Here is a 26261-nt window from a genome sequence, read left to right on the forward strand (position 1 = left end):
AGGACTATCTGCACCAAATAAAACAGATATGAGTGTAGTGAATTGCAAAAGAAGAAGTTGCGTCAAGCTGTAAGGGAGTGTTTCAAAGACACCCGCCTGCGCGGGTGCGACGAATAGATGGACGCGGGTGCGACGTCAGCCAACGTCATGCCGGCCGACTAGTAACGTCATGCCGGCCCAATCATAACGTCATGCTGGCGCCCGAGCCGGCATCTAGGCTTTTTCTTCCAGCGTGCCAATCTCCAACAGCGGCGATGCATCAATATCTTCTGCATCCATCATGCTGGCGATACGCTGCATGGTCGCCACCATCTGACTCTGCTCCCATTCTTCCAGCTGTGCGAAGCGATTGGTAAAGTGTTCCTGCAGAGGTAATGGGGCGTTTTCCAATATCTCCTGACCGGATTGAGTCAAAAACAATCCAACCCGTCGTTTGTCCTCAGTGCTGCGGATACGCTGCACAAGCTCTTTTTTCTCCAGCCTGTCGAGGATGCTGGTAACCGTTGCTGGACTTAACGTGATATTTTGCGCCACCTGCCTGACCATAATGCCAGGTTGCCTGTCGATATTTTGCATAACCAGAAGCTGTGGACCGGTTAAACCGACATTTTTGCTCAGTTGCTTTGAGCGTAGGTCGATTGCTCGGATCACTCTGCGCAGTGCGACAAGTAATTCTTCATCTTTTTGCATGCTGCATGTTCACTGACATAAACATTAAGGCCTGTAATTTACCTCAGTAAATGGAGGAAGTGTAAGTGTTTTTGGTATTGGTCAATAATGTCATTCAGTACCGCCAGCTTTGACCAACCCATAATGTCGTAATCTTGTCCACCCTCATGCAAATGCACTTCTGCACGGTAATAGACGACCTCTTCATCGTAATCTTGGCAGGCATACTCTGGCTGGTTGTGCCGCGCTAAATACACACCATAGACGAATGGCTGTGCATCACCCTGCTCAATGGTTATCTGCAAGCCATGCTTCACAGAGGAAACCTCTGCGTTGATACCTGTTTTTTCCAGTTCGCTGCGCACCGATTGCATGGCTTCACGCACTGTTTCATTAACAAAGCTTTCAACTCGTTGTTTGTTAGGGAAGTCCACAATCGTTCGCAACCTCTCCTGCCAGTCCGCAGAAGCTTCATGAGGGTGAGTAGGCACCACGTTCATTTGCAGGCTTTCACGTTTGAACTTGTCCACCCTAAGTGCCTTGATCAATCCCAGCATTGCAGCTATCAATATCAGAGCAAATGGCAGCGCAGCAGCAATGGTCATGGTTTGTAATGCGCTAAGTCCACCAGCCAGAAGCAGAGCCGCAGCGACGATGCCCACACCGGATGCCCAATAGATTCGCTGCCAGACGGGCGTATCATTTTTGCCGTAAGAACACAGCATATCGACGACCATGGCGCCTGAATCACAAGACGTGACAAAGAAAATGACCACCATAATGATGGCCAGGAATGTCAGGACACTGGCGAAGGGAAATTCCTGCAGAAAAACAAACAGCGCCACTGAGGTATTTTGGCTTACCATCTCACCAAGCTCCACGAGACCTTGCTCGAATACCATTTGGATGGCTGAGTTGCCGAACACTGTCATCCAGAATAGGGTGAATGCGGTCGGCACCAATAACACGCCGAGAACAAATTCACGAATGGTTCTACCGCGGCTAATTCGTGCGATAAACAACCCCACAAACGGAGCCCAGGCAATCCACCAGCCCCAGTAAAATATGGTCCAGCCACCAATCCAGTCGGTTTTCTGATAGGCGAATAGATTAAAGGTATTGCGTACAATGTCAGACAGATAGGCACCGGTATTTTGTAAAAATGCTTTTAACAGAAATACAGTGGGCCCTAAGACTAAAATAAAGACCAGCAATGCTATCGCCAGGACCATATTGGTTTCAGACAACCGACGTATGCCCTTATCCAGACCAGAGACAACAGACACAATGGCAAAACCGATGATAATACACATCAAAATAATCTGATTGGTCGTAGTCACGCCGATATTAAACAGGTAGTCAAAGCCAGCATTAATCTGAGATGCGCCAAGCCCTAATGACGTCGCGACGCCGAAAATGGTGCTCGTCACTGCAAAGATATCGACGACATGTCCAGCCCAACCATGGATGCGATCGCCAATAAGCGGGTACAACGCGCTGCGCAGCGTTAAGGGTAAACCGTGACGAAAACTGAAGTAAGCAAGAACCAGTGCTACAACGGCATAGATTGCCCAGGCATGCAGTCCCCAGTGAAAAAACGTCATTTTCATCGCTTCTCGCACCGCTTCTACTGTACCTGATTCGGCGGTTGGCGGGGAAAGGTAATGCATGATGGGTTCAGCCACACCGAAAAACATCAGCCCAATTCCCATGCCCGCAGCGAATAGCATAGAGAGCCAGGTCATGGTCGAGTAATCCGGAGAAGCATGATCTGGTCCAAGGCGAATATCGCCATACCTGGACATTCCCAGAAAGGTAACCAGCAACAAAATCACCGCAACGGTCAGTACATAGAACCAACTGCCGTTATCGACAATCGCGCTCTGCGTGGCGTTAAACAACGTATCGGCAAGATTAGGTGACACCAGCGCGAACGTGACTAACACCAGAATCAGAACTGACGAGCTGATAAAAACGTGTGGATTCAAATGTGTTTTCTTCTCTGTCACGGGGACTCAACCACCTTGCAAACTGATGCGCAAACGATAGCAGAAACTCACAGAAGTTGAAGCAATAAAGAAGAGTGAAAATAGTTAGAAGGCAATATAAAAATTGATCTGAAAGTGAATGATTGGGGTAACTGATATTCGTGATTATATATAAAAACAGAGACTTAAGTATTAATGCACTTTTTTGTCAGTATGTAATACTAGTTAGAGAGCAATAAATAATAACGAATAAAATAATGAAAAACTGTTCTATTCAATGAATAAGCAAATTAACACTCAACACTGAGGAAATACTGCCCCATGAAGATGAACAAAGTAAGCTGTGCAGTACTTGCAGCCTTAACTGCTGTGAGCGTACAGGCGCAGGAAGACGATCAAAAAGCCAAAAAAATAGAAACGATTGAAGTGACGGCGACAAAACGTGCCGAATCGATACAGGACATTCCTGTTGCGGTCACTGCACTTAATGGACAGGCGCTGGAAAATTTAGGTGTTGATAACTTCCAGGACTATGTTGAATACCTCCCTAATGTCGTGTTCCAGGGCACAGGACCTGGCCAGAATGAAATTTACATTCGTGGCGCTGCAACCACGCAAACCAACATTGCGGTATCCAGCGTGCAAGCGTTGCAGCCTGCTGTGGCCTTCTATTTGGATGAACAGCCGGTCTCTATGCAAGGGCGTAATCTTGACATCTATGCAACGGATATGGAGCGGGTTGAGGTGCTACCTGGTCCACAAGGCACATTGTTTGGCGCGAGCTCTCAAGCCGGTACGGTTCGACTCATCACTAAGAAACCAGACTTTGCCGGTTTCGCTGCCGGATTTGACACCAGTGTGAGTTTCACCAAAGGCGGTGAGATGAGTAATTCGGTAGAAGGTTATTTCAATTTCGTGCCTTCAGATGATTTAGCCATTCGTATTGCCGCTTATAACGAAAGGCAGGGCGGTTGGATCGACAACGTCCTGAATGAGCCGGGCAACGGCGGCTATATTGGCAGTGCTGTGGTGATTGACCGCATTTCCGGCGGGGTATTGAGTGACCCGGCCAACACGCCTGTGGTACCGCCAAAAAACGACAGTCTGGTTGAGGATGATTTTAATGACGCAACCTATTCTGGGGTGCGCGTTGGGGCAAAGTACCGGATCAATGCAGATTGGGACTTATTAGTTCAGCATACTCAGCAAACGTTGGACACAGAAGGTGTGTTTGCCTACGACCCTAATCTCGAAGGTGAGTCATCAACCAACCGCTTTATTCCCGAAGATAACGACGATGAGTTTGGATTAACAACCTGGACCCTTGAAGGGCGTCTGGAGCAGTTGGATATCGTCTATACCGGTGGTTATTTAGACAGAGATATCGACTCCACCATCGATTACACCGGTTATACCAACGGCGGACTGTTTGCCGCGTATTATGTGTGTAATCACTACGAGGCGGCGACCCCGGCAGATGAACGTTGTTTGGATCCAACCAAATTTTACAAGGAATCCACACAAACTAGCCGTGTGACCCACGAATTAAGATTCAATACAGATCCGAACAAAGACTGGCGTGTCACCGCAGGTATATTCTATGACGATCAGGAAGTGGCCACTGTTGGTAAATTTAATATTGGGAATACCGACTTAGGCTTCTTTAACAATCTGCAACGCACGCTGGTTGGTACGGAAGGTATCAACAGCGACGGCGGCCCATTTGAGTCGGAAATCAGCTTTGTTAACGACGTGACCCATACCATTGAGCAAATTGCCGTATTCGGTCAGTTGGAATATGACCTCACCGATACGTTAACAGCGAGTTTCGGCGCTCGTTGGTATGAGATTGACGATACGTTCAAAGGCTCGACCACCACAGTGGACGTGAGCCGACGTATTAAAGCTTTTGCCACCTTAGATCCGGACGAATTGATTGCGGTCGGTGAAGACCCTGCATTAGTGCAACAGGCCGTGAACAGTGGTCAACTTGAAGTGGGATTGTTGGATGACAATGGCACATTGACCGTTGATGACACTATCCTTAAGTTCTCGCTGGATTGGAAAGTTAACGACGACGTATTACTGTTTACTACCTATTCAGAAGGCTTCCGTCCGCCGGTTACCAACCGCGTCGGCGGTGGACTGGCGACCAATCAGCAGGGCGCATTCGATGGCTTCCGTATCCCAGTATATTCACTGACCGATACGCTGGATAACTATGAGCTGGGTATGAAAGGTGACTTTTTTGACGGCATTCTGCGTGTCAATGCAACGGCCTTCTATTCTGAAATCACCGACTTGCAGACGTCCCGCTTTGACCCCACCAACATCAGCTTCCTGGTATTCACTGATAATGTGGGTGATGCAGAGATCAAAGGCTTGGATGCCGACTTAACCTGGCTGGCAACAGACGACCTGGTGATCAATGCGGCCATGAGTTTCCTCGACACCGAGCTAACCAGCATCAATCCTGAATTGGTAGGTATTTCGCCTGGAGTAGGCTCTGAGTTACCTTTCTCAGCCGACTTCTCGGGTAATATCAGAGCGCGTTACTTCTACGAGCTGCCCGATGGCATGACTGGCTTCGTTAACGGCTCAGTGACGTACACCGGTGACCGATTGTCCGGTATGGTAATGGATGCCTTTGTGATGGAAGAGGCAACCAGCCTGATTTATGGCACAGGCAGCGGCTTACCGATACAGCAGGAAGCAGCCGTATATGACGGTGTCACCTACACAGATACCAATGGACAAACGTTCCGCGGTGGTCGCTATGTTCAGGAAAGCTACATGATTGCCAGCGTTGCATTTGGTGTGCAGAAAAATGAGTGGAAAGCAGAGCTGTTTATCGACAATTTGTTTGATGAATCTGCGGTGCTTTACATTGATACGCAGCAGTTTACGCCAAAAGTCGTAACAAACCGGCCTCGTACTATAGGTTTAAGATTGTCATATGACTTTTATTAAGTTGTAAGCACCGAGCGTGAGGGGCAAGCCATTGGGCTTGCCCTTTTTCGTTGATGGTTTAACAATACACGTCCACTTTTCATTGCAAATACAATGTCAGAACAACAACAGCTAACCTATATCAAGCAACTTATCCAGCAGTCGCAGCTGGCTCAGGCCATGCAGCAAGCCTCAGCGTTGGTGTCAACGTGCAGTGCGGAAATTCGGGTTGAGGCGCTATACATGCTCGCCGTAGCTCAGCGCCTGTCAATGCGTTACGAAGAGGCACTACTCACCATTGAATCAGTGCTGGAGCACTCACCTAATCATGCCAGGGCGTATCAGGAGAGAGGTTACTGTGAGCAGGCACTGAACCGCACGTTGCCGGCAGCCAGTGCATTTTACCGGGCAACGCAAATCAACCCGGCATTATTGTCTGCCTGGCGGGCCTTATTGCCACTGTATGAATCCCTGTCCAATCAGCCAGCAGTAAAGATAGCCACGGAGCAGGTGGAGTATCTGCATTCACTCCCGAAACAGGTGCTCGGCGCGCTGGATCTCATGTATGAAGGCAAATTATCGCTCGCTGATAAGGTCTGTCGTCAATATCTGCAACAACAAAAACATCAGCGGGATGCGATGCTATGCCTGGCTCAGATTGGCATTCAGATGAAAGTGTACAGTGAGGCAGAATTTATTTTAGAAAGCTGCGTGGAGCTACATACAGACTTTTTTGCTGCCTCACTTGAGTTGATTAAACTGTATGCCAAACAGGCTAAGTTTGCCGATGCACTCACGCTAATCGAGCGTTCGTTAGACAAATTTAACCATCATCCACAACTCGTCGTTGCCAGAGCCAGTGCGTTGGTTGGTGTAGGAGAGCTGAACGAAGCGATTGCGATTTATCAGCAAGTACTCAAAAAAGATGACAAGCAGTATGCCATTAACCTGCTGCTTGGCCACGCTTATAAAGCCAAAGGCGAGTTTACTGAGGCCATCACCCAATATCAGCATGCTTATCAAAATCGCCACGATCTTGGCGATGCGTTCTGGTCTCTGGCGAATACCAAAACATACCGTTTTACCGAACAAGAAGTCGCTCACATGCAGGAGCAGGTTTACGCTCCCGATGTTGCTATTGACGACCGTATTCATTTCGCTTTTGCATTGGGGAAAGCACTGGAAGATCGCCAGCAATACGATGAGTCGTTTCGTTATTATGCACAGGGCAATGCCCTGAAATCATCCGTATCTGGCTATGACATTGCCCGCACTGAAGCCTATATTGACGGTATTATCGAGCACTTTACCCCCGCACTTTTTGAGCATCATGGCGGGGCAGGGTGTAGCGATGATGCGCCTATTTTTATTGTCGGACTTCCGCGCGCGGGTTCAACGTTGCTGGAGCAGATCCTGGCGTCCCATTCACAGGTTGATGGCACCATGGAGTTGCATAATATCCTGAGTTTAGCCGCCCGACTGCAAAAAAGAGGATATCCACAAGGCATGGCAGAGCTGCCAAGTGATTATTTACGCCGCTTCGGTGAGCAGTTTATCGAGCAAACTCAGGTCTATCGACAGGGGGCTGCGTATTTTATTGATAAAATGCCGAATAACTTTATGCATGTTGGTCTGATCAAACTGATCCTGCCGAACGCTAAAGTCATCGATGCAAGAAGAGAGCCCATGGCATGTTGCTTCAGTGGTTTCAAACAGCTCTTTGGAGAGGGGCAGGAGTTTACTTACAGCCTGAATGCGATAGGGCGTTACTACCAAGCCTATGTCAAACTAATGAAGCACTGGGACAAGGTACTGCCGGGCTTTGTGCTTCGAGTACAACATGAGGATGTGATTGACGATCTGGAGGGGCAGGTAAGGCGCATATTGGACTATTGTGGTTTACCCTTCGAGCAATCCTGCCTGTATTATTACAACACGGAGCGCACCATCAAGACGCCCAGTTCAGAACAAGTCAGGCAGCCGATATTCCGCTCTGCTATGCAACAGTGGCAGCACTTCGATGACCACCTTACCGAGCTTAAATCGGCCCTTAAGACAGGATAATGTTGCCTCTACGTTGTAATCTTGCGCGCCTCCCGATAGGATGAAACCTCTTCGTATTAAAAGGGCTGATGAGTTGTTACAGTCTGCACGCCATTACAAGTACTTGTTTCGAATCATTGCCTGCTGTGCCTTGCTGGTAATTAGCAGCAGTGGTAATGCAGCCCAGCCACTGATTGTTTACACCGAGCCCTCTCCGCCATTTCAAACACTTGAAAACGGAGTGGTGACTGGCATTGCAACAGATAGAGTGCGCGCGTTGTTGCAGCGTGCCGGGGTTGAAGCGGAATTTGAGATCTATCCCTGGGCGAGGGCAGTGAAAAAGTTCGAAGATACGGGTAGTGCGCTTTTGTTTGGCGTGGCCCGAACGCCTCAGCGCGAAGACTTGTATCACTGGATTGCCAAGGTGGCGCGCTACGAACTGAGTCTGGTGGGCTTAGCCAATCGAGACGACATTGTTATCGACGATTGGGATGCGCTTAAAAATTTCAGCATAGCAGTACAGCGTCGCGACATCAGCTACCAATGGCTGAAATCTAAAGGACTCGAGGAAAATAAACATCTTCTGGTGTGCCCAGATATCCAGTGCTCCTGGCGCTATGTGATGTCAGGCCATGTCGACATGATCCTTGAAGACACCAACCTGATTGAGCCTACTGCAACTGAATTTGGTTACGATCCTGCTAAGCTGCGAGCTGTTCGCGACGTGCCAGACCTTGCCGTTGATGCCTATCTTGTCGCACACAAATCAATGCCCATCGAGCTGATTAAAAAATTACAAAACGCCGCCGAAGACTAGCGGTGGCGCTCTCGCAACACCTCAATAACATCGTGTAGTGACAGACCGCTGGCCTGAAGCAGCACAATCAGGTGATAGAGCAAGTCCGCAGATTCGTTTTTTAATTCATCCAGGTCCCGTACAGTCGCAGCGAGCGCAGTCTCCACGCCTTCTTCACCGACTTTCTGGGCCATTCTTTTGATCCCGGATGCGTACAGCTTGGCGGTGTAGCTGGATGCAGGATCGGCATCCTTTCTGGCTACCAATAGCCGTTCGAGATCGGCGATAAACGTCATGTCAGCAATCGCCCCATCAAACCAGCAGCTTTCCTTACCGGTATGACAGGTAGGACCTTGTGGATGGGCCAGAATAAGCAGACTGTCTGCATCACAATCCGCACTAACGCTCGCCAGTGTAAGGGTATTGCCAGAGGTTTCGCCTTTGGTCCACAGGCGCTGTTTAGAGCGGCTAAAAAAGGTCACATTACCCGTTTGCAGCGTATGTGCCAGCGCTTCCTCATTCATATAGCCCTGCATCAGGACTTTACCGCTAGTGGCATCCTGAACAACGGCAGGTAATAGTCCCTGCATCTTTTGCCAGGCAAGTTCAGCCAGATTGCTGCTGTCTATTTTCATGGTGTTCTCATACTACGTTATTGACGGATGCTTATACCTTGTCCAAGCAGCCAGTGCTTAAGCTCGGGGATCGCAATCACTGCTTTGTGAAAGACAGATGCCGCCAGCGCGCCATCTACATCAGCCTGCGTAAACACGTCAGCGAAGTGCTGCATCTCGCCTGCGCCTCCGGAAGCGATCAGTGGTACCTGACAGAGTTTGCGAATGTTTTGCAGTTGTACGATATCGTAACCGCTGCGTACGCCATCCTGATTCATGCAGTTAAGCACAATTTCACCGGCTCCGCGTTGCTGTACTTCTTGCACCCAATCTGCCGTTTGCCAGCTCGTTACCTGGGTACGCGCTTCATCTCCGGTGAACTGATGGACCTGATATGCGCCGGTCTTTTCATCAAAAAAGCTGTCAATCCCGACGACCACACACTGCTGACCAAAGGTATCGTGAAGCTCGGTAATGAGCCTGGGGTTGAGAAGGGCAGGTGAGTTTACCGATATTTTGTCGGCGCCCATTTCCAGGATTTTGCCAGCATCTTCAACCGTTTTTATACCACCTGCGACACAAAAAGGAATGTCGATCACCTCAGCGATACGGCTGACCCAACTCTTGTCGACGGTGCGCTGGTCGCTGGACGCGGTGATGTCGTAGAAGACCAGCTCGTCTGCTCCTTCCTGCGCATAGCGCTCGGCAAGCGGGACAATATCGCCGACAATCTCGTGGTTGCGAAACTTTACGCCTTTAACAACCACGCCATCGCGTACGTCAAGACATGGAATTATGCGTCTTGCCAGCATTGAATCGCCTCCTTTACTGTAAACTTGCCTTCCAGTAATGCACGACCCAGGATCACGCCCTGTACGCCGCTCGGTTTCAATCGCGCGATATCTGCAAGACTACCAATGCCGCCAGATGCCTGCCATTGAACACTCGGGAATTGCGCAACCATCTGTTCATATAGCGCCTCATTGGCACCTTGTAAGGTACCGTCACGACTGATATCGGTGCACAGAACATGGCATGCACCGAACGATAGAAACGTTTCGAGCAATGACTCAAGTGCCACGCCCGAGTTTTCCTGCCAGCCATGGGTCGCGATGAACTTATTGCCGTTATCATCAATATTGACATCCAGAGCCAGAACAACGCTTTCGGCGCCGTAGTTGGTCATCCACTGTTGCACCAACTCTGGCTTTTTCACTGCCAGCGAACCGATAACAACACGTCTGACACCAATATCAAGAAGCTGGCTTACATCCCGTTCATCACGGATCCCGCCACCCGCCTGAAACTGCATACGACCGGTATCGACCATTTTTTTGATCAATGTCAGCTGTCTTTTGTTGGTATCTTTGGCGCCGGTCAGGTCGACGATATGTAACCAGGTTGCGCCATCGTCGGCATACTGGTGGACCACTTCCACGGGGTCCAATTGATACGCAGTCTTCTTGTCATAATCGCCCTGATACAGACGTACTACCTGACCATCAATTAAATCAATTGCTGGGATGATCATTACAGCCTCATAAAGTTTTCAAGCAGTTGTGCACCGGCATCACCGGAGCGCTCCGGGTGAAACTGCACGCCAAAAAAATTATCGTTGCGCAATGCCGCTGAAAACGGCATACCATAGTCGCAGGTCGCCAGCGTATGTTGGTAAGGTGTGACGCAAAAGCTATGTACAAAGTAAAAATAGGTACCCGCGTCAATGCCGCGGAACAGTGTTTCATGCTCTTTTGGCACCACGGTATTCCAGCCCATATGCGGCAAACGTAAGTCACCTACCTGCATGCGCTCGACAACGCCTGGCATCAAGTTCAGGCACGTGGTATGCCCACCAGGCCCTTCCATCGATTCACTCACCATTAACTGCATGCCAAGGCAGATTCCAAGCGTCGGCTGAGTCAGCGCCTGAATACAGGTGTTTAAACCCTTGGCCGAGATCGATGCCATCGCAGCATTGGCGCTGCCCACGCCTGGTAAAAACACTTTATCTGCGGCCTGTATTCGTGCAGGCTGGTCACTCACCGTCACAGTGGCGCCCAAACGCTGTAATGCAAAGCGCACAGATGAGATATTGGCGCAACCGGTGTTAACGATCACGATGTCCTGTGCCATCACAGTGCTCCTTTACTGCTGGGTAGTGCATCGCCCTGTTTACTGATGGCCTGACGTAATGCGCGGCCAAACACTTTAAACAAACTTTCTACCTGATGGTGAGCATTGCCTTCTGTGGTGGAAAGGTGCAGTGACAGGCCCATCGCCTGCGCCAGCGAGTAAAAGAAATGCGGCACCATTTCGGTTGCCATTTCACCCACCGAATCGCGGCTAAACTCTGCATCAAATTTAAGATAAGGACGATTGGAGATATCCATAATGCACTCTGCGCGGCATTCATCCATCGGCAGCGCGAAGCCAAACCGGCCTATTCCGCGTTTATCACCAAGCGCCTTTTTTAGCGCCTCACCAAGCGCCAGCGCGGTGTCCTCGACGCTGTGATGATCGTCGATGTGCAAGTCACCCTCGACGCTAAGTTGTAGCTCAAACCCGGCGTGCGTCGCTATTTGGTCAAGCATATGGTCGAAAAAGCCGATGCCAGTGTGGATAGCTGACTTAGCTGAGCTATCCAGATCGACGAACACCCGAATGTCGGTTTCTGACGTTTTGCGTGTCACTTGCGCGGTTCGCGAGCGGGCCAGCAATTGACTCTCGATGGCGGTCCAGTTCAAAGTCTCCCTGTCATAGCGTAAGCCACGAATGCCCATGCTCTGCGCCAGCTGCATATCAGTCTCACGATCGCCAATCACATATGAGCGGGTAAAATCGACTTTGCCATCACTCAGATAAGATTGCACCAGCCCCAGCTTGGGTTTGCGGCAGCTACAGTTATCAGCGTCAAAGTGGGGACAAATCAGTACGTCATCGAACGTGATCCCCTGGCTTTCAAATACGCCCATCATTTTGTTATGAGGCACGTCAAAATCGGCCTGCGGGAAACTGTCTGTGCCCAGTCCGTCCTGATTACTGACCATGACCAGTTTAAAACCAGCCTGCTGCAATTTTAATAGGACAGGAATGACATAGGGTTCAAATACCAGCTTTTCCAGGCTATCCAGCTGTTTGTCGATAGGTGGCTCTTCAACCAGCGTGCCGTCGCGGTCAATAAAAAGTATTGGGTATTGGGTGCCGGCATCCAGGCTCATGCAGATATCCCCTGTTGTTGGAAAAATGTGGTGAGCAGAGCGACGAAACGCTGATTCTGCTCGTCATTGCCTACGGTCACACGCAGACAGTCGTGCAAATTATACTGTTTTGACTGGTCTCGGATCAGCATACCCTGTTCAACAAGGTAGGCCATCAATTCCATACGCTGCTCACAGCGAAACAGAATGAAGTTTGCATTGTCATCGCCAACCAGCGTGATGCTGGGAAATTTGTCTAGCGATGACTTCAGCCATGCTTTTTGCTGATTAAGCTCACTGACCTGTGAGCGCATCTGCGCAACGCCCTGCTCAGACAGCGCCTGACAAGCGATTTGTGCGACAGGCTCAGGTACCGGATAAGGCGCAATAACCTTAAGCAGTGCCTGAATAATATCGCTGGATGCTAACGTGAATCCGCAGCGCAGCCCTGCCAGAGCATAGGCTTTTGACAACGTGCGCAATATCACCAGGTTGTCATATTGAGCTAACATCGGCGCCGTACTGAACTGTTCATCGAACTCAATGTAGGCTTCATCCACCACCACCAGTGCTGAATCGGCAAACCCTTCAAGAATGGCAGTAAGCTGCTGCGGGGCGATACGGGTGCCAGTCGGGTTATTAGGTGAACAAACAAATACGACATTGACCTTTCCTACCCATTTCAGCATGGCGTCGACATCAAGGGAAAAATCCTCGCATAGCGGCGCTTTTTCGATGCCGATATTGCATGTTTCAGCGCTGATGGCATACATACCGTAGGTGGGTGGTGTGATGAGAATGGCATCTTTGCCGGGCGTACAAAAAGTCCGGATCAGCAACTCAATGCCCTCATCGGCACCGCGAGTACAGATAACCTGATCATAACGAACGCCAGCATATTCTGCATAGCCCTTGATCAGACTGGCAGGCTGACAATCAGGATAACGGTTAAAACGGCTATGATCGATATCATAGGCGTTTGCAAAGGGCGATTCATTAGCGTTTAGCCAATCCTGGCCGCCAGAAAACAGGCGTCTGGCCGACTCATAGGGCTTTAGTGCTTTTAAATTATCACACAGGAGTTTATCGACAATGCTCATCGCTGCTCTCCTTGTAATGCCGACAAGCGTATTGCGACTGCTTCACGGTGCGCATCAAGGCCTTCTGCATCAGCCAACGTCATAATCGCGGGCCCAATTGCCTTAAGTCCTGACTGACTGAGCTCCTGAACCGTAAAACGGCGCATAAAATCCATCAGTCCCAGACTTGAATAATTGCGTGCGTAGCCGTAGGTCGGTAGCACGTGGTTTGTGCCGCTGGCGTAGTCCCCGGCAGATTCTGGTGACCATGGACCCAGGAAGATGGAGCCGGCGTTGGTGAGAGTGGGTAACAACGCCCGCGCATCATCCGTCTGCACTATCAGGTGCTCTGGTGCGTAGCGATTGCTGACCTCAACACTCTGATTAAGGGAAGAGGTAAGAATGTAGCGACTGTGGGATATGGCTTTTGCGGCAATCTCTTTTCGAGACAACCTGGCAAGCTGCCGCGAAACCGCCTCCTGAGTCTTTTCGATTGTCGCGCGATCATGGCATACCAGCACCGCCTGTGAGTCGGGCCCGTGTTCCGCCTGAGAGAGTAAATCTGAGGCGATAAACTCAGGGTTAGCCTGTTGATCGGCAATGACCAGCACTTCGGATGGACCCGCAGGCATATCAATAGCCGGACCGCCCGGAAGTTGGCTGACCTGCTGTTTTGCCTCAGTCACGAAGCTGTTACCGGGACCGTAAATTTTATCGACCTTGTCTATGCTTTGTGTGCCTAACGCCAATGCAGCAATCGCCTGCGCCCCACCACACAGGTAGATTTCTTCAATTCCACATAGCCGGGCTGCATAGCGGATTTCTGCGGCGATAGTGCCATCAGGGCCCGGAGGCGTGCACAGTACCCGGCGTCTGCACCCTGCAACCTGGGCGGTGACACCCAGCATCAGTACGGTTGAAGGCAGAGGCGCACTTCCGCCGGGGATGTATAGTCCCACAGCATCGATAGGCGCATGTTTCAGTTCACAGGTAACGCCGGGAGCCGTCTCAATCCGGATATCCTGCGGCATCTGTGCCGAGTGAAAGGTTTTTATCGTCGAGTAAGCTAACTCAATAGCGGCTTTTACTTCACTGCTCAGTTCGCCTGAAGCTGCACTCAGAGCGTCGTTGGACAATTTTAGCTCGTTGAGCACGACGCCATCGAATTTTGCTGTCAATGCCTTAACTGCATCGTCACCGTTGTCTTTCACCTGCTGGATAATGTCGCTCACAGCGCCGCGAAGAGCCATATTGTCTGCCATTGCGGGACGGGACAAAAGCGCGTCACGCTGCATGTCGTTTAATTCAGACCAAATACTGAGCGTCATGATTTACCCCATCATCTTCTCAATAGGCATAACGAGTATGGAGCTGCAGCCAAGGGCTTTCAGCTTTTCCATGGTTTCCCAAAACAGTGTTTCGGTGCTGACCACGTGGATCGCGACCACGTCCTCGTTTCCTGCAAGCGGCAATACAGTTGGGTTTTCTGCACCGGGTAACAGGCTTTTGACTTGTTCCAGATAAAGTTTCGGAGCATGCAGCATGATGTACTTGCTTTCTTTTGCCTGCATGACGCCGTCAATGCGCGGCAACAAACGGTTGATTAATTGCTGTTTATCATCCGAAAGCTCGCCCGGACGCTGAATAAGCACAGCTTTGGAACGGAAAATAACATCTTCTTCCTGCAGGCCGTTGGCTTCCAGTGTTGCGCCTGTTGATACCAGGTCACATATGGCATCGGCGACGCCTGCGCGCGGCGCGACTTCTACTGAACCTGTGAGCATCACCGCGGAAGCATTTACACTATGCTGCTTGAAAAAACGCTCCAGCAGGTAAGGGTAAGTCGTCGCGACTTTCTTACCGGCCAATGACTGCACACCTTGATAATCAAATTCGGTGGGGACTGCAATAGACAGACGGCAGCCGCCATAATCAAGGCGGCGCAATGTGGTATATTCAAATGCTTTGCCTGACGCCTGTCGTTCCAGCATTTTTTCTTCGAGTTCGTTCTCGCCAATGAAGCCCATGTCAACCACGCCATCCATCACTAAACCTGGTATATCGTCGTCTCTGACTCTGAGCAGGTCGATAGGCTGGTTGGTGGAATGGGCTATCAGCAAGCGATCCCGGATCTGTAATTTGATACCGATATCCTTGAGTAACTGGATACTGTCTTCACTCAGTCTGCCGCTTTTTTGAACGGCAATCCGCAGTCGCCTGCTATCTGTCATGATGTTGTCCTCAAATTCTGTAAAAATTTTCTGGCCCATAACGAAAAACCCCCGGAAGGTCCTTCCGGGGGTGTAGATTCTTTACTCTGCGCCGCTGGAAGGAAATCAATAACCTTCCAGCACCAACCTGAAAGGTTATGCCATATGATGGTGATGATGTGTTTGAGCGCAGTAGTTGTTCATGTTTTGGTAAACGAGCCTTTTCTGAAAACGCGTAAACGGTAGCCAATTGCACCGGCGAATGCAACAGCTAATATCGTAAAGTGATGTATTAACTATAGCTGAAAGGAATATAGATAGACAAAAAGGTGAAAAAATAACCAATTGGGCGTAAAGTGTTAGAGCGTACTGTCGATATTTACAGTGAGAATTAACAAGAGTGTTAGTATGTCTAGCGATTTGATTTTTCCTATTCTGCCCCGCGAGGGTAAAGTGCCCATTCAGGGAGAAAAGGAAGATGTCCAGCAGGTGAGTAAAGAAGCCAAGCTGCGAAAGCTAAATGATGAGGAGAAAGAGCTGCATGCAGAAGAGATGGAGGTGCGTAAAAAGCAGCAAAAAGAACACCAGCATGACGATACCAAAGGCGAACAAAATCCCCATTCAAATGGCGATGCAGAGTCAACTGAACAGCCGGATGAAGAGCCACAGTTAGACGATAACGGCAAGCCCATCAAACATCTGGATATCTATATCTAATAACTGGCTAGTTGACTATTTTTCTGGCGCTTAGGGTCCATTTGGAAATTTATTGATGCACTTCAATGACATTCCCACACAACAGACTATGCTTAAAAGAGCAATGCTTTTGCAAGGATAGCAGTATGTACACAACGACCATTTCAGATATCGAACTGCTGCCAATCCAGAGCCAGATTGAATGCCTTGGCGAGGATGGGCTGGAGCCGTCATTCGAACGCTGCAACAAGCTTCATCATCTCCTCGACCGGGAGTTTGCTCATAACCGAATCAATGTGAGTGAATACATCACGCTGTCGATGCAGGTACTGAGTAAAAAGACTTATTATAAAATGTAGTGGCTTAGATCAAATCTGGCATGCTTTGCAAAAAGTTCCAACTGAATCTGACAGACAGAAAAAGACAATAAGCGGAAGTCCGTCATTTCTGCTTTCTCTTCTCGGATTTATGTAGCCAATTATTCGTCGTAAATCATCGATTCTGTGATCACTTTTACGTATTACTGATACTGAGTAGACTGAAATCAGCAATAGCTTTGAGCGAGTTGCAGGCGACTAGTCTGAACTCTGCGAGGACCTGTATTGTGTCATGTTGCTGCCGTTCAAGTTTTGAAGTTTTTATGGCATATCTGTAATTCTAGCGTACGCTATTTCTAATTTATGGAAAGCCAGTCGATGCCATCGGCCTGAATTTTGTTTGACATCAATATCAAACATCCGTTGCTTTTTCCTAAATATCTTGGAGCTAATTATGCAAACCGACCCTGTTCAGCTTTTCATTCAAGCCTGGAAGACAATGACGGAGAGGCTGCCATCGCCTTTATATGAGGTAAGAGAGAACTTCACTTGTTGCCTTACAGATACGCCAAACATGTTCTATAACCTTTGGATTCAGAGTAAACCCTGCACAACACGCGACAGTTTCGATGGTTTGCTGGGGGCAGCGGGCGCTCGCAGTAAGGAGCATGCCCATCCGACTGGCGGAATAATATGTCCTCAGTGGTGTCCCGCCGACTGGGAGCATCAGATAAAAGCGTACGGGCTTGCTAATCTAGTACCTATGATATCCATGGAGACCGATGAGCTGCTTCCTCCGCGCAGGCCTTCGGCTGAACTGGATATTCTACGAGTTATCGATGATAAAGGAGCGCGTGAACTTGCGGTGCTTAACGCACATGCTTATCACATGCCCGTCGAGCTGTTCGATTGCATCTCTACAAAAGAATTTTGGCCGAGCGATAGCTGTGCGTTTGTCGGTTATCTAGACGGGCAACCTGTTTCGTGTGCTGCTGCACTACCAGTGCTGGGTACTGTTTACATCGCGTTGGTCGCAACCACTGAAGAAGCCAGAGGTAAAGGTTTTGCTGAAACCGTAATGCGCCAAGCTATTGCGACCGGACAGCAGATAATGGGCACCAATCGAACCACATTACATGCATCGCTGTTGGGCCACCCCGTTTACGAAGCAATGGGTTACTCGTCGTCCACACATCTTACACTGATTGGGCCTGAGAGCTGACCTTATATGAAATCGTAAACTTCCATTTTTTACTTTCGTCCACGTTCCTACTCATTGGCGGCTATCTCGGCTTTAGACAAGCAACAGAAATTCAATGGGTAGTTTGATACTCTGATTTGACATGGCGCTTTCCCCACAAAGAAGACTCACATAGATTTAGGAAATCCTAGGATATTCATTTGGAAAATCGAAAGATTGAAGTACTTGATTACGATCGCACTTGGCAAAATAATTTTCTCGCTGAGAAGGAAATCTTGTTTTCGATCCTTAAAGGGTTGGTAGTAAGGATTGAGCATATTGGGAGCACCGCGATTCCTGGCCTCCCTGCAAAACCTATCATTGATATTCTTATCGAAATGGACCGAATCGAAGTGCTCGATAGTATGGCCGGGGATTTCCGAAAATGTGGTTACGCAGTTAAAGGTGAAAATGGCATCCCAGGTCGACGCTACTATCAGAAAGGCAGCAATGTGCGCACTCATCACGTACATGCTTTTCAATCAGGCTCACATAATCTGATAAGACACATGGCCTTTAAGGAGTACCTCACCGCTCACCCTGATATAGCGCGAAACTACGCAGTTATTAAAAAGCAGGCAGCGTTAGATTGTGATGATGACAATAAGTTGTATATGTCGCTAAAAAACGACTTTATTACAAAACACGAACCAATCGCTATCGAGTGGTACGGTGAAAGGGTCAGTTAGCAATTTCGCAACAGAATGCCCTCTAACAACAACATTTACCTTCTTGAATTGGCGGACACTTAACTGTTCCGTAACTGCAAAAGACGCAGCAATCACCCGTAAGAGGCTTCAAAACCTTACTACAACCTTTGCAGTCATAAAAGAACTGACAAGCATCCGTAGGCATGACTTCTGTTGCTTCATGTCTACATTCTGGGCAAGTTATTTTGGACTCACGAATTACTTCGCTATTTGACAAAAAAAATTTGCTCATCGGGAACACACGATTTGTAAATTTTAGACCGTAAATAATGAAAATTGCGAGCTTCCGCTTTTAGCGAAATTCATTACACTGAGCACCATCGAAATCCGACCGTCTGCAATACGTACCAAGGAGACCCTGATATGCATCAGGATGACGAGCGGTTGTGAGTACTAGAGAGACTTATCAGATTGGGTAATGTTCTTTCACTGAAAGTGTCAAGTTAAGTGTGACTTATCCGCGTAATGACTTTCTTTGACGTCACAGCGACATTCAGTGGGGCCTCTTATACTGCTTCATTTCTGTGAATTGAGTGTATCTTTAACGAAATCAACACATTCATGTATCTCTTTCAATTTAACGGGTTTATGTAATATCTTGGTTATTCCAAACTTCTCGTAACTTTTGTCATCAATCAATTCATGATAGCCGGTTACCAGGATGGTGACAGCGCTGTAGTTTATTTCTTTTAACCTCTTTGCAAGCGCCAATCCATCCATCTTTGGCATCTTGCCGTCTGTAAAAATCAAATCAAAGGCACTCCTACTGCAATGTTCGAGAGCCTCTACACCGTTAGATGCTGAGAACACCGCACAATCGTCATAATGGTATTTCAAGTCCATTTCGAAAAGCTCAACGATTGTTGGATCATCATCTACCAGCAGGATTTTCATCTATATTTTTGACCTTTAAAACAAAACTGACGGAGTCATCTGATTGAACAAAGTATAATTCGGACTGAATTTCTTCTGCTAACCTCTTCGAGAGTGACAAACCAAGGCCGGTTCCTTCACCAACGTCTTTTGTCGTAAATAGCGGCTCAAAAATGCGTTCCTGGATGTTGTGATCTATCAAGGGACCATTATTTGTAAAGATCAAATCTATTCCATTCCCATTCGCTTCTATGCTGATGGTTAACGTTCTGTCTCCGTCATTTTCCTGAAGTGCATGTATGGCATTTGATAAGAGATTATTAACAATTTGGAAGACATTGAGCTCGATTGTATTTACGGTGTTGGGTGAACTGTTTTCATATGCTTCTATTAAATGAATGTCATTTAGCTTAATTCTTTGCTCATACAGTTGAACAGATTTTTTTAACACCTCGCAAATATTGACGTTGCCAACTTTGCCTGACTCTTTTCGTGATAGCCTTTTTAAATTCTTAATTATGTCACTAATTCTCGCGACGGTAGTGTCGATGTTATGCAGGCACTTCCTTCCGATTTTATCTTCAGGGTCAATAGAGTTTTCTAACATCTCAGCGCTGCCGCTTATTATTTGCAGGGGGCTGTTAATTTCGTGAGCTATCCCGCCAGCAAGTTCTCCTAAAATAATTAATTTTGAATTATTTATCGCATCTAGTTTTAAAAGTTCTCTTTGCGTGACATCTGTGAAGTAAACGAGAAGAAAACTAATTTCAGGCTTTTTGAAGTTTATCACCCTGAAGTATTTATTAAGCGCTTTGCTATACACGGGATCTTCAATAACTTGCTCGTTATTATTGAAAGCGCGTATCGCAGAATCGAAGTGTCCGTTCTCTACAACATCAGGAAATAGGTTTAATACTGATTCACCGACGATCTGCTCTTCGCCATCTACGCCTGCCTCTGAAGCAGCTTTGCCGAACACAATACTGCTGTGGAAGTCCACAATTTTGCCGTCATCAATTATAGGTTCGTATTTAAGAATAGACCCAGTGCACCCCTCCACTAATGTTTCTAAAAGATTCTTTTGTTCCATGATGAGAGCGGTTCTCTCTTGAATTTTTTCTTCTAATTGAGAGTTAAGTATTTTTAGCTCCTCAATAAGTTTAAGGTGCTCTGTAGGTGATGGTAGCTTAATCAGCCTCGGTAATAACTTGAACAACATGAATGCTGTCACGACGCTTACAATAGCAGTCGCGACTTTAACGAACATTGCTAAAACGTATGCGCTGTTCCAGTAATTGTATGCTGAGATTAAATGAGTGATGCCACACAACTGTATGAAAAGAAAGAATAAAATAAGTAGTTTTTTTGAATCGCTATTCAGATCTGGTCGATTCTGTTGAAAAATATAAATTGCTACAGGTATTGAGGTGTATGCGATAAAAATGAGTATCTCAGAGGCAACAATGGGAAAAAGCAGTTCAGGTTTCCACAGTATACAATGACCATGGGGCATGAAAGATGAAGTATCAATGCCAAAAAACATGAAACCTCCTTATTTCTAATGTATTGATATTTATGAGAAGTAACTCCTTTGCCCATTAAAATAACAAAGTGAGTAATGGGTGGTTTTCTTGTACACGTACACAGTATCGTACAAGAAAGTCATCACCGCCAAATCATATGAGGCTCAGTTCCCAGAACATGGCAGTACCCATTTTGGGGTCCAGCTCATACCCGGCAAACCCGTAATTTCTGTAAGCTTGCTGTGCTGTGGTATTACCCTCTAATACCTCGAGAGTGATTTTGCAGCAACCCTTATGACGAGCGAACTCTTCTATTCCGTTTAGTAACAGTCGACTTAACCCTTTGCCGCGGTGCGATTCGCGCACCATGAAGTCGTGAATATTCAGAACAGGTTTACATTTAAACGTGGAAAACCCAAAGAAGCAGTTGCTCAAGGCTACTGGATTGCCGTTCTCTAAAACAAAAAATGACACCGCGTTAGGCTGTTGCTGAAGCGCGTCTATTAAATTTTCTCGTGAATAGGTCGATAAGGGCGCGCCGCCGCCTTGCTCATCTCTGGCATATTCATCCAGCAAGGTAATGAGCCAGTCTGCGTGCTGGGTGTGGGTATAATCAGCCCGAATAACTTCAAACGCCATCTCATAATCTCTTTGTGTAAAAAACAGACTTGGATTGTAACGATAAAAACAGCTCTGGTCTGCAAGCCTGTACTATCATTAAGTAGATTGCATATCCCACATGGAGCAAACGGTTTGCAGGTTTCCAGTATCTTGAATGAATTTCTCAATGTCAGTATTGCACTGTCGCGAGAGAAAAATACCAGTCAGCTTTTGGAACATATTTTACTCTCAGCCAAAAAGCTCTCTCATGCCGATGGGGGAACCATTTATTCACTGAACGATAACAAAGAGCTGGTGTTTGATACCTTGTATAACGACACGTTAAACATGCATATCGGCGGGTCGTCCTCTACCGCTATCGAATTTTCACCAATCCCTATTTATATCGATGGTGAAATAAATATGAGCAGCGCTGTATCTCATTCTGCAGCTACGGGGCAACTGATCAATATTGACGATCTTTACGAGGACAGTCAGTACAGTACCTCGCGCGCCAAGGACATTGATAAACGATATAACTATCGGACTCAGTCGGTACTAACGGTGCCGATGAAAAATCACGAGAATGAAATCAATGGCGTATTGCAACTGATTAATGCCACGGACAGTGACGGAAATACTGTTCCATTCAGTGACGACGTTGTCAGGTCTGTAGAAGCGTTAGCCTCTCTGGCATCTGTGGCGCTGACAAATCGCCAGCTCATTGATGCGATGGAAGAGCTGTTCCAGGCATTCACGCGCCTGATTGCGAAAGCGATTGACGAAAAGTCCCCCTACACTGGCGGGCACTGCCGACGGGTTCCTGAACTGACCATGATGATCGCAGAAGCGGTGCACCGGCATGATGAGGGACCATTAGCCAGTTTTACTATGTCTGATGCGGACCGAAAAGAACTCGATTTGGCCGGATGGATCCACGATTGTGGAAAAGTGGCGACGCCAGAATACGTCATGGATAAGTCGAAAAAATTAGAGACGGTATTCGACCGCATTGAGCTGGTCAAAACCCGCTTTGAGCTCGCTAAGCGAGATGCTGAAATTGCTGCGCTTAAAGCGCAGCTTAGTGCAAGTAATGACGCTGAGCGCGACGCTATACAGACACAGCTGGATAGCCAATTAGAGCAACTATCCAAGGCCTGTGATTTTGTTGAGAAAGCCAATACCGGCGGCGAATCTATGCATGAAGATGATCAAATGCAGCTTGTCACGATAAGTGAGCTGGCCTCAGTCACGGTGGGAGGAGAGACCACACCCCTGTTAACCGAAGAAGAAATTTATAATCTTAAAACAGCCCGAGGGACGTTAAACCCGGAAGAGCGTCAAATCATTAATCGGCATATGGATATCACCGTCGAAATGCTCGAAGCATTACCCTTTCCTAAACATCTTCGGCGTGTGCCTGAATTCGCTGGTGGACACCATGAAAAAATGGATGGTACAGGCTATCCGAAAGGGCTCACTCGCGATCAGATGTCATTGCCAGCCAGAATGATGGCGATTGCCGATATATTTGAGGCACTGACTGCCGCCGACCGGCCGTATAAGGATGCCAAAAAGGTCAGCGAATGTCTGCGTATCATGGGCTTTATGTGCAGAGACGATCATATCGATCCAGACTTATTTGAAATTTTTGTCAAACAGCGTGTTTACTGGCAATACGCTGAACAGTTTTGTAAGCCCGAACAGATGGATGACTTACCTATCGAAAAAATACCGGGTCTTGAACATTGCGCGTAGACATGGAGCGCATTTAATACAGACCAAGCTCTGCGGCTTTGATGGTGTCGACAGAATCAAACTGAATTAAACACCCTGCGCGGATCATGGTTAGCCACGCTTTGCGCAGCGCGTCAGGGCGCTTCCCCGTCCAGAACGATGCGGTATTTTCAATATAATCAACGACTGGCTCAACATGCCCGTCACGATATAGTTGCCGAACCAGTGAGAAATCAGGCCCAAACGCTCCTAATAGCGCTGAATTTGCTGTTTCAAGAGATGCGAACAGCGCTTTGAAGGCAGCCTCTTCATTTCCCAGCCTATATGCTAACCATGCTCGGGCAATACCAACAGCATGGGTTTCGGTGCTGAAATTGTCGAATACATCACCGGCGATTTGTTGCTCTACACTCATGGCATCAGCATGCTCGAAGAGTAGGTCGATGTTGGCGGCTACATCATTGAGAGGATCAAATTGCGCGCTGTAGAAAAGGTGCCGGGTTAAACTTGCAATCGTCCGGTAGGCGTTTGCACCGTTTTTAACGGTTAATTCATAATTTTGTCGCGTCTGTTCATATGAACGCCGGTCTTTGGCTTCTAGTGCTATAAATCGCTGCTCTACGTAACCCAGATATGCTGGGTCTTTGCAACCCAGTGCATAGTCTGCCTGGGCTGCTGTATGATAAAAAGCCAACAAGCTAGATGCTAAATAGATAAGGTTTTTCACTTTCGACAGCATTCTCAATACAACAGAGTTAATGAACATCACTTCTGCGTATGGGTGTAGCTGCCATCCCAATCCCTCGGTGGCGGATTAGTAGCAAACAGGTGGCAGCGCTTAGTGACCAAGGGCAGGAGATCGGGATAGGGGAATCTCCCATCCAATTTAATTTCCAGAATGGCTGCCCTGGCGGGGCCAAATTCGCGGTCAAAGTAGCGTTGCATAGTAGCGTTATATTTTTCTGTTACAGGCTTGAGTGCCGCCTGTCGGCTTGGCGGTACAGGTGCATAAATATTGACTGGCTGCGTTTTACCCTTGACTTTGACCTTATCAACAATCAGGTAATCATACTCAGGGGCGAGCGCAGCCGTGGCCTCGCCGAGTAAAATGCTCACGCCATAAAACTTTGTAAGACTTTCCAGTCTTGAGCCTAAATTCACCGCATCACCCAACACGGTGTAAGCTCGCCTGAAGTTCGAACCCATATCACCTACGTTCATTTCACCGCTATTTATACCGATTCCGACTTCCACATAGGGCTGACGTGCTTTGAAAAACTGTTCGTTCAATGCCTCTATTGCGTCGAGCATGGCAAATGCACCGTCTATGGCATGCCTGGCGTGATGCTTATCTTCCAACGGTGCACCCCAGAATGCCATCACCATGTCACCGACGTATTTATCGATGGTGCCGCCGTTGGCAAGGATGGCTTCAGTGATTGGAGAGAAATATTGATTTAACCAATCTTTCAACTGCTGCGCACTGAGCTCTTCCGATATGCTTGTGAAACTTCGTATGTCACTGAAAAGCACTGTCAGCTCTTTGCGTTCACCGCGCAGTGACACCGCCTCGGGCTCAGCCAGCATCTTGTCAATATGCGCAGGTGGTACATATTGATCAAACATGAACTTGATGCGCGTACGTGTCGCACTTTCCGAGATAAATCCCCGGGCAATAAAGTAAGTTGTCACAACCAATGAAAAAAACAGTATGGGGATGACAGCAACGTCAAGATAGGCGTAAGACCATAACAGCGCACTCAGCAGTAACGTCGACAGGATAAGCGCTGCGCTGACGGCAATGGTCAGCCAAGAGCCCAGCCGCGGAAGGATAATAATAACCAATAACCCGAAAACAAGTAGTAGTAGCGCAACGGCGCCGTCTTCCCAGTCAGGCTTGTAAGGCAGGGCATGTTCAGACATCAGTGCATCAAACACAGTGGCGTGGACTTCGACACCCGGATAATTGATGCCGACAGGTGTCACTTGCAAATCACCCAGTCCGGTCGCCGTGGCACCAACAAACACGATCGATTGGTCAAACTGTGAAGCGTTAACCTTGCCATTGAGAATAGTCGAGGCAGAGGTATAAGGGTAGGGGCCACTGGGCGCAGAAGGTGAGGCTAATGTTTGCACGCCTGTGGGCCCCTGATAAGGCACCAGCATCTGGCCATATTTATCGGTATGCACATAGCGATGACCAATATTAATTCCTTCAATCAACCTGACGCCCGACGATTCATGCCATAAAGGCGTTATGTCATCAATGAGGCTATACACCCGATAAGCCTCGAGGGCGAGCGAGGGTACCAAGCCATTATCAATGCGCAACAACAACGGCGTACGACGTATCGAACCATCTTCATCCGGCAGAGAGTTCATAAAGCCCTGACCCGTGGCTGCATCCACCAGCACGGGTGTTGGGCTAACAAATCCGGAAAATTCTGGAATAAACGAAAACACACCCTCGTCCCCGGCAACAGTGCGTTGAATAACCGAGGGAAAGGCATTTTTTCTCAATGGGCTATGTAATAGCTGGGTCGCCAGTACCACGTCTTTATTTTTTATGGCATCAGCGAACTGCCTGTCATAATCGTATGGGTAACTGAGTTGTCTGATACGGGCCTCACCTCCAGAGATCTCGCCGGTCAGTGAATCCAGTACATCAGCCACCGGATTAGCCTGAGGCTCTGCAAAAAGTACATCAAACACAATGACCGCTGCGCCAGCCTCGCTCAGCGCATTGACAAGCTGTGCAAAACGATCGCGGTCCCATGGCATGCGACCGACTTCCTGCAGGCTCTTTTCATCAATGGCGACGATCTGGATATTGGCACTGCTACCAGGCCATGGTGGCAAAAGCCTTAATTTGCTGTCATACACCAAGGCTTCCAGGCGGTGTTTAAGTACAGCCGAAATGCCAGACTCATTGAGCTGCCACAGCACACAAATGACCATGGTAAAGAACACAACGACGTGCGAACGATAGTGTTTAAGCTGGCGATACAGAGCGTTCAAAT

24 protein-coding genes and 1 other annotated feature are annotated in these 26261 nt (G+C 48.1%); of the genes, 8 read left to right on the forward strand and 16 right to left on the reverse strand.

Annotated features, from left to right (window positions below; genetic code table 11):
* Positions 1 to 213 precede the first annotated feature (213 nt).
* Together G441_RS0104230 and G441_RS0104235 are read right to left on the reverse strand one after the other, a co-directional pair.
* Positions 214 to 690, reverse strand: coding sequence for a MarR family winged helix-turn-helix transcriptional regulator (locus G441_RS0104230; RefSeq protein WP_026375198.1), 477 nt, complete (start codon positions 688 to 690; stop codon positions 214 to 216).
* A 38-nt stretch (positions 691 to 728) separates the two neighbouring features.
* Positions 729 to 2657 (reverse strand): BCCT family transporter, encoded by a 1929-nt coding sequence (locus G441_RS0104235; RefSeq protein ID WP_240485080.1) that lies wholly within the window; start codon positions 2655 to 2657, stop codon positions 729 to 731.
* A gap of 321 nt (positions 2658 to 2978) precedes the next feature.
* On the opposite strand from G441_RS0104235, the gene G441_RS0104240 reads away from it, so the two are divergent.
* The 3 genes from G441_RS0104240 (at position 2979) to G441_RS17845 (ending at position 8466) form a co-directional block, all read left to right on the forward strand.
* Positions 2979 to 5627, forward strand: a complete 2649-nt coding sequence (locus G441_RS0104240) for a TonB-dependent receptor (protein ID WP_026375200.1) — start codon at positions 2979 to 2981, stop codon at positions 5625 to 5627.
* Positions 5628 to 5720: 93 nt separating this feature from the next.
* Positions 5721 to 7670 (forward strand): tetratricopeptide repeat-containing sulfotransferase family protein, encoded by a 1950-nt coding sequence (locus G441_RS0104245; RefSeq protein WP_026375201.1) that lies wholly within the window; start codon positions 5721 to 5723, stop codon positions 7668 to 7670.
* A 73-nt stretch (positions 7671 to 7743) separates the two neighbouring features.
* Entirely contained in the window at positions 7744 to 8466 is a 723-nt protein-coding gene (locus tag G441_RS17845) for a substrate-binding periplasmic protein (protein WP_169726043.1), read from the forward strand.
* Here the strand turns inward: G441_RS17845 and hisIE are convergent.
* The 8 genes from hisIE to hisG are packed head-to-tail and all read right to left on the reverse strand — an operon-like array spanning position 8463 to position 15566.
* Positions 8463 to 9080: a bifunctional phosphoribosyl-AMP cyclohydrolase/phosphoribosyl-ATP diphosphatase HisIE gene (hisIE, locus tag G441_RS0104255; RefSeq protein ID WP_026375202.1), complete on the reverse strand. Its 618-nt coding sequence runs from the start codon at positions 9078 to 9080 to the stop codon at positions 8463 to 8465. The genes G441_RS17845 and hisIE overlap by 4 nt on opposite strands.
* 17 nt (positions 9081 to 9097) lie before the next feature.
* Positions 9098 to 9871, reverse strand: coding sequence for an imidazole glycerol phosphate synthase subunit HisF (hisF, locus tag G441_RS0104260; RefSeq protein WP_026375203.1), 774 nt, complete (start codon positions 9869 to 9871; stop codon positions 9098 to 9100).
* Positions 9853 to 10590, reverse strand: a complete 738-nt coding sequence (gene hisA / locus G441_RS0104265; RefSeq protein WP_026375204.1) for a 1-(5-phosphoribosyl)-5-[(5-phosphoribosylamino)methylideneamino]imidazole-4-carboxamide isomerase — start codon at positions 10588 to 10590, stop codon at positions 9853 to 9855. The genes hisF and hisA overlap by 19 nt, the downstream gene beginning before the upstream one ends.
* A complete protein-coding gene (gene hisH / locus G441_RS0104270; protein ID WP_026375205.1) occupies positions 10590 to 11192 on the reverse strand; it encodes an imidazole glycerol phosphate synthase subunit HisH in 603 nt (200 codons plus the stop codon). The genes hisA and hisH overlap by 1 nt, the downstream gene beginning before the upstream one ends.
* Positions 11192 to 12277, reverse strand: coding sequence for a bifunctional histidinol-phosphatase/imidazoleglycerol-phosphate dehydratase HisB (gene hisB / locus G441_RS0104275; RefSeq protein WP_026375206.1), 1086 nt, complete (start codon positions 12275 to 12277; stop codon positions 11192 to 11194). The genes hisH and hisB overlap by 1 nt, the downstream gene beginning before the upstream one ends.
* Positions 12274 to 13356 carry a histidinol-phosphate transaminase gene (gene hisC, locus G441_RS0104280; RefSeq protein WP_034474439.1) on the reverse strand — a complete coding sequence of 361 codons (1083 nt, stop codon included), beginning with the start codon at positions 13354 to 13356 and terminating at the stop codon, positions 12274 to 12276. Before hisC ends, hisB begins: the two co-directional genes overlap by 4 nt.
* Positions 13353 to 14663 carry a histidinol dehydrogenase gene (gene hisD / locus G441_RS0104285; RefSeq protein ID WP_026375208.1) on the reverse strand — a complete coding sequence of 437 codons (1311 nt, stop codon included), beginning with the start codon at positions 14661 to 14663 and terminating at the stop codon, positions 13353 to 13355. The genes hisC and hisD overlap by 4 nt, the downstream gene beginning before the upstream one ends.
* A gap of 3 nt (positions 14664 to 14666) precedes the next feature.
* Positions 14667 to 15566 (reverse strand): ATP phosphoribosyltransferase, encoded by a 900-nt coding sequence (gene hisG, locus G441_RS0104290; protein WP_026375209.1) that lies wholly within the window; start codon positions 15564 to 15566, stop codon positions 14667 to 14669.
* 39 nt (positions 15567 to 15605) lie between these two features.
* Positions 15606 to 15726: a sequence feature (His leader region), on the reverse strand.
* A gap of 227 nt (positions 15727 to 15953) precedes the next feature.
* On the opposite strand from hisG, the gene G441_RS0104295 reads away from it, so the two are divergent.
* The 4 genes from G441_RS0104295 to G441_RS0104310 all read left to right on the forward strand — a co-directional run bounded on the left by G441_RS0104295 (position 15954) and on the right by G441_RS0104310 (position 18487).
* Entirely contained in the window at positions 15954 to 16262 is a 309-nt protein-coding gene (locus tag G441_RS0104295) for a hypothetical protein (RefSeq protein ID WP_026375210.1), read from the forward strand.
* 125 nt (positions 16263 to 16387) lie between these two features.
* A complete protein-coding gene (locus tag G441_RS0104300; RefSeq protein ID WP_026375211.1) occupies positions 16388 to 16600 on the forward strand; it encodes a hypothetical protein in 213 nt (70 codons plus the stop codon).
* 412 nt (positions 16601 to 17012) lie between these two features.
* A complete protein-coding gene (locus tag G441_RS19140) occupies positions 17013 to 17780 on the forward strand; it encodes a GNAT family N-acetyltransferase (RefSeq protein ID WP_084407267.1) in 768 nt (255 codons plus the stop codon).
* Positions 17781 to 17959: 179 nt separating this feature from the next.
* A complete protein-coding gene (locus tag G441_RS0104310; protein ID WP_026375213.1) occupies positions 17960 to 18487 on the forward strand; it encodes a GrpB family protein in 528 nt (175 codons plus the stop codon).
* Between the two features lie 22 nt (positions 18488 to 18509).
* Here the strand turns inward: G441_RS0104310 and G441_RS19885 are convergent, their stop codons facing one another.
* From G441_RS19885 to G441_RS0104325, 4 genes are all read right to left on the reverse strand, one after another.
* Complete coding sequence (locus G441_RS19885; protein ID WP_084407268.1) at positions 18510 to 18740, reverse strand: GDCCVxC domain-containing (seleno)protein; 231 nt, start codon at positions 18738 to 18740, stop codon at positions 18510 to 18512.
* 284 nt (positions 18741 to 19024) lie between these two features.
* The gene (locus tag G441_RS0104315) at positions 19025 to 19402 is read right to left on the reverse strand and encodes a response regulator (RefSeq protein WP_026375214.1); all 378 of its coding nucleotides are present in this window, start codon (positions 19400 to 19402) and stop codon (positions 19025 to 19027) included.
* Positions 19380 to 20924 carry a sensor histidine kinase gene (locus G441_RS19145; RefSeq protein WP_051275327.1) on the reverse strand — a complete coding sequence of 515 codons (1545 nt, stop codon included), beginning with the start codon at positions 20922 to 20924 and terminating at the stop codon, positions 19380 to 19382. The genes G441_RS0104315 and G441_RS19145 overlap by 23 nt, the downstream gene beginning before the upstream one ends.
* A gap of 133 nt (positions 20925 to 21057) precedes the next feature.
* Positions 21058 to 21543: a GNAT family N-acetyltransferase gene (locus tag G441_RS0104325; protein WP_026375215.1), complete on the reverse strand. Its 486-nt coding sequence runs from the start codon at positions 21541 to 21543 to the stop codon at positions 21058 to 21060.
* A 114-nt stretch (positions 21544 to 21657) separates the two neighbouring features.
* Between G441_RS0104325 and G441_RS0104330 the strand changes: the two genes are divergently transcribed.
* Positions 21658 to 23262, forward strand: coding sequence for an HD family phosphohydrolase (locus G441_RS0104330; protein WP_034474531.1), 1605 nt, complete (start codon positions 21658 to 21660; stop codon positions 23260 to 23262).
* A 13-nt stretch (positions 23263 to 23275) separates the two neighbouring features.
* Here the strand turns inward: G441_RS0104330 and G441_RS0104335 are convergent, their stop codons facing one another.
* Positions 23276 to 24007, reverse strand: a complete 732-nt coding sequence (locus G441_RS0104335) for a hypothetical protein (RefSeq protein WP_240485081.1) — start codon at positions 24005 to 24007, stop codon at positions 23276 to 23278.
* Positions 24007 to 26259 carry a CHASE2 domain-containing protein gene (locus G441_RS0104340; protein WP_156896270.1) on the reverse strand — a complete coding sequence of 751 codons (2253 nt, stop codon included), beginning with the start codon at positions 26257 to 26259 and terminating at the stop codon, positions 24007 to 24009. Before G441_RS0104340 ends, G441_RS0104335 begins: the two co-directional genes overlap by 1 nt.
* Positions 26260 to 26261 lie beyond the last annotated feature (2 nt).

Source organism: Aestuariibacter salexigens DSM 15300 (assembly GCF_000429145.1).
GTDB classification, from domain to species: Bacteria; Pseudomonadota; Gammaproteobacteria; order Enterobacterales; family Alteromonadaceae; genus Aestuariibacter; species Aestuariibacter salexigens.

Excerpts from the sequence above, each read along its gene's own strand:
- G441_RS0104230 (WP_026375198.1), bottom strand. The coding sequence starts at position 690 with ATGCAAAAAGATGAAGAATTACTTGTCGCACTGCGCAGAGTGATCCGA.
- G441_RS0104295 (WP_026375210.1), top strand. The coding sequence starts at position 15,954 with ATGTCTAGCGATTTGATTTTTCCTATTCTGCCCCGCGAGGGTAAAGTG.
- G441_RS0104315 (WP_026375214.1), bottom strand. The coding sequence starts at position 19,402 with ATGAAAATCCTGCTGGTAGATGATGATCCAACAATCGTTGAGCTTTTC.
- hisIE (WP_026375202.1), bottom strand. The coding sequence starts at position 9,080 with ATGAAAATAGACAGCAGCAATCTGGCTGAACTTGCCTGGCAAAAGATG.
- hisB (WP_026375206.1), bottom strand. The coding sequence starts at position 12,277 with ATGAGCCTGGATGCCGGCACCCAATACCCAATACTTTTTATTGACCGC.
- G441_RS19885 (WP_084407268.1), bottom strand. The coding sequence starts at position 18,740 with ATGAGCAAATTTTTTTTGTCAAATAGCGAAGTAATTCGTGAGTCCAAA.
- hisF (WP_026375203.1), bottom strand. The coding sequence starts at position 9,871 with ATGCTGGCAAGACGCATAATTCCATGTCTTGACGTACGCGATGGCGTG.
- hisH (WP_026375205.1), bottom strand. The coding sequence starts at position 11,192 with ATGGCACAGGACATCGTGATCGTTAACACCGGTTGCGCCAATATCTCA.
- G441_RS0104300 (WP_026375211.1), top strand. The coding sequence starts at position 16,388 with ATGTACACAACGACCATTTCAGATATCGAACTGCTGCCAATCCAGAGC.
- hisD (WP_026375208.1), bottom strand. The coding sequence starts at position 14,663 with ATGACGCTCAGTATTTGGTCTGAATTAAACGACATGCAGCGTGACGCG.
- hisA (WP_026375204.1), bottom strand. The coding sequence starts at position 10,590 with ATGATCATCCCAGCAATTGATTTAATTGATGGTCAGGTAGTACGTCTG.
- G441_RS0104240 (WP_026375200.1), top strand. The coding sequence starts at position 2,979 with ATGAAGATGAACAAAGTAAGCTGTGCAGTACTTGCAGCCTTAACTGCT.
- G441_RS0104335 (WP_240485081.1), bottom strand. The coding sequence starts at position 24,007 with ATGTTCATTAACTCTGTTGTATTGAGAATGCTGTCGAAAGTGAAAAAC.
- hisC (WP_034474439.1), bottom strand. The coding sequence starts at position 13,356 with ATGAGCATTGTCGATAAACTCCTGTGTGATAATTTAAAAGCACTAAAG.
- G441_RS0104325 (WP_026375215.1), bottom strand. The coding sequence starts at position 21,543 with ATGGCGTTTGAAGTTATTCGGGCTGATTATACCCACACCCAGCACGCA.
- G441_RS19140 (WP_084407267.1), top strand. The coding sequence starts at position 17,013 with ATGCAAACCGACCCTGTTCAGCTTTTCATTCAAGCCTGGAAGACAATG.
- G441_RS19145 (WP_051275327.1), bottom strand. The coding sequence starts at position 20,924 with ATGTTTTTTGGCATTGATACTTCATCTTTCATGCCCCATGGTCATTGT.
- hisG (WP_026375209.1), bottom strand. The coding sequence starts at position 15,566 with ATGACAGATAGCAGGCGACTGCGGATTGCCGTTCAAAAAAGCGGCAGA.
- G441_RS0104245 (WP_026375201.1), top strand. The coding sequence starts at position 5,721 with ATGTCAGAACAACAACAGCTAACCTATATCAAGCAACTTATCCAGCAG.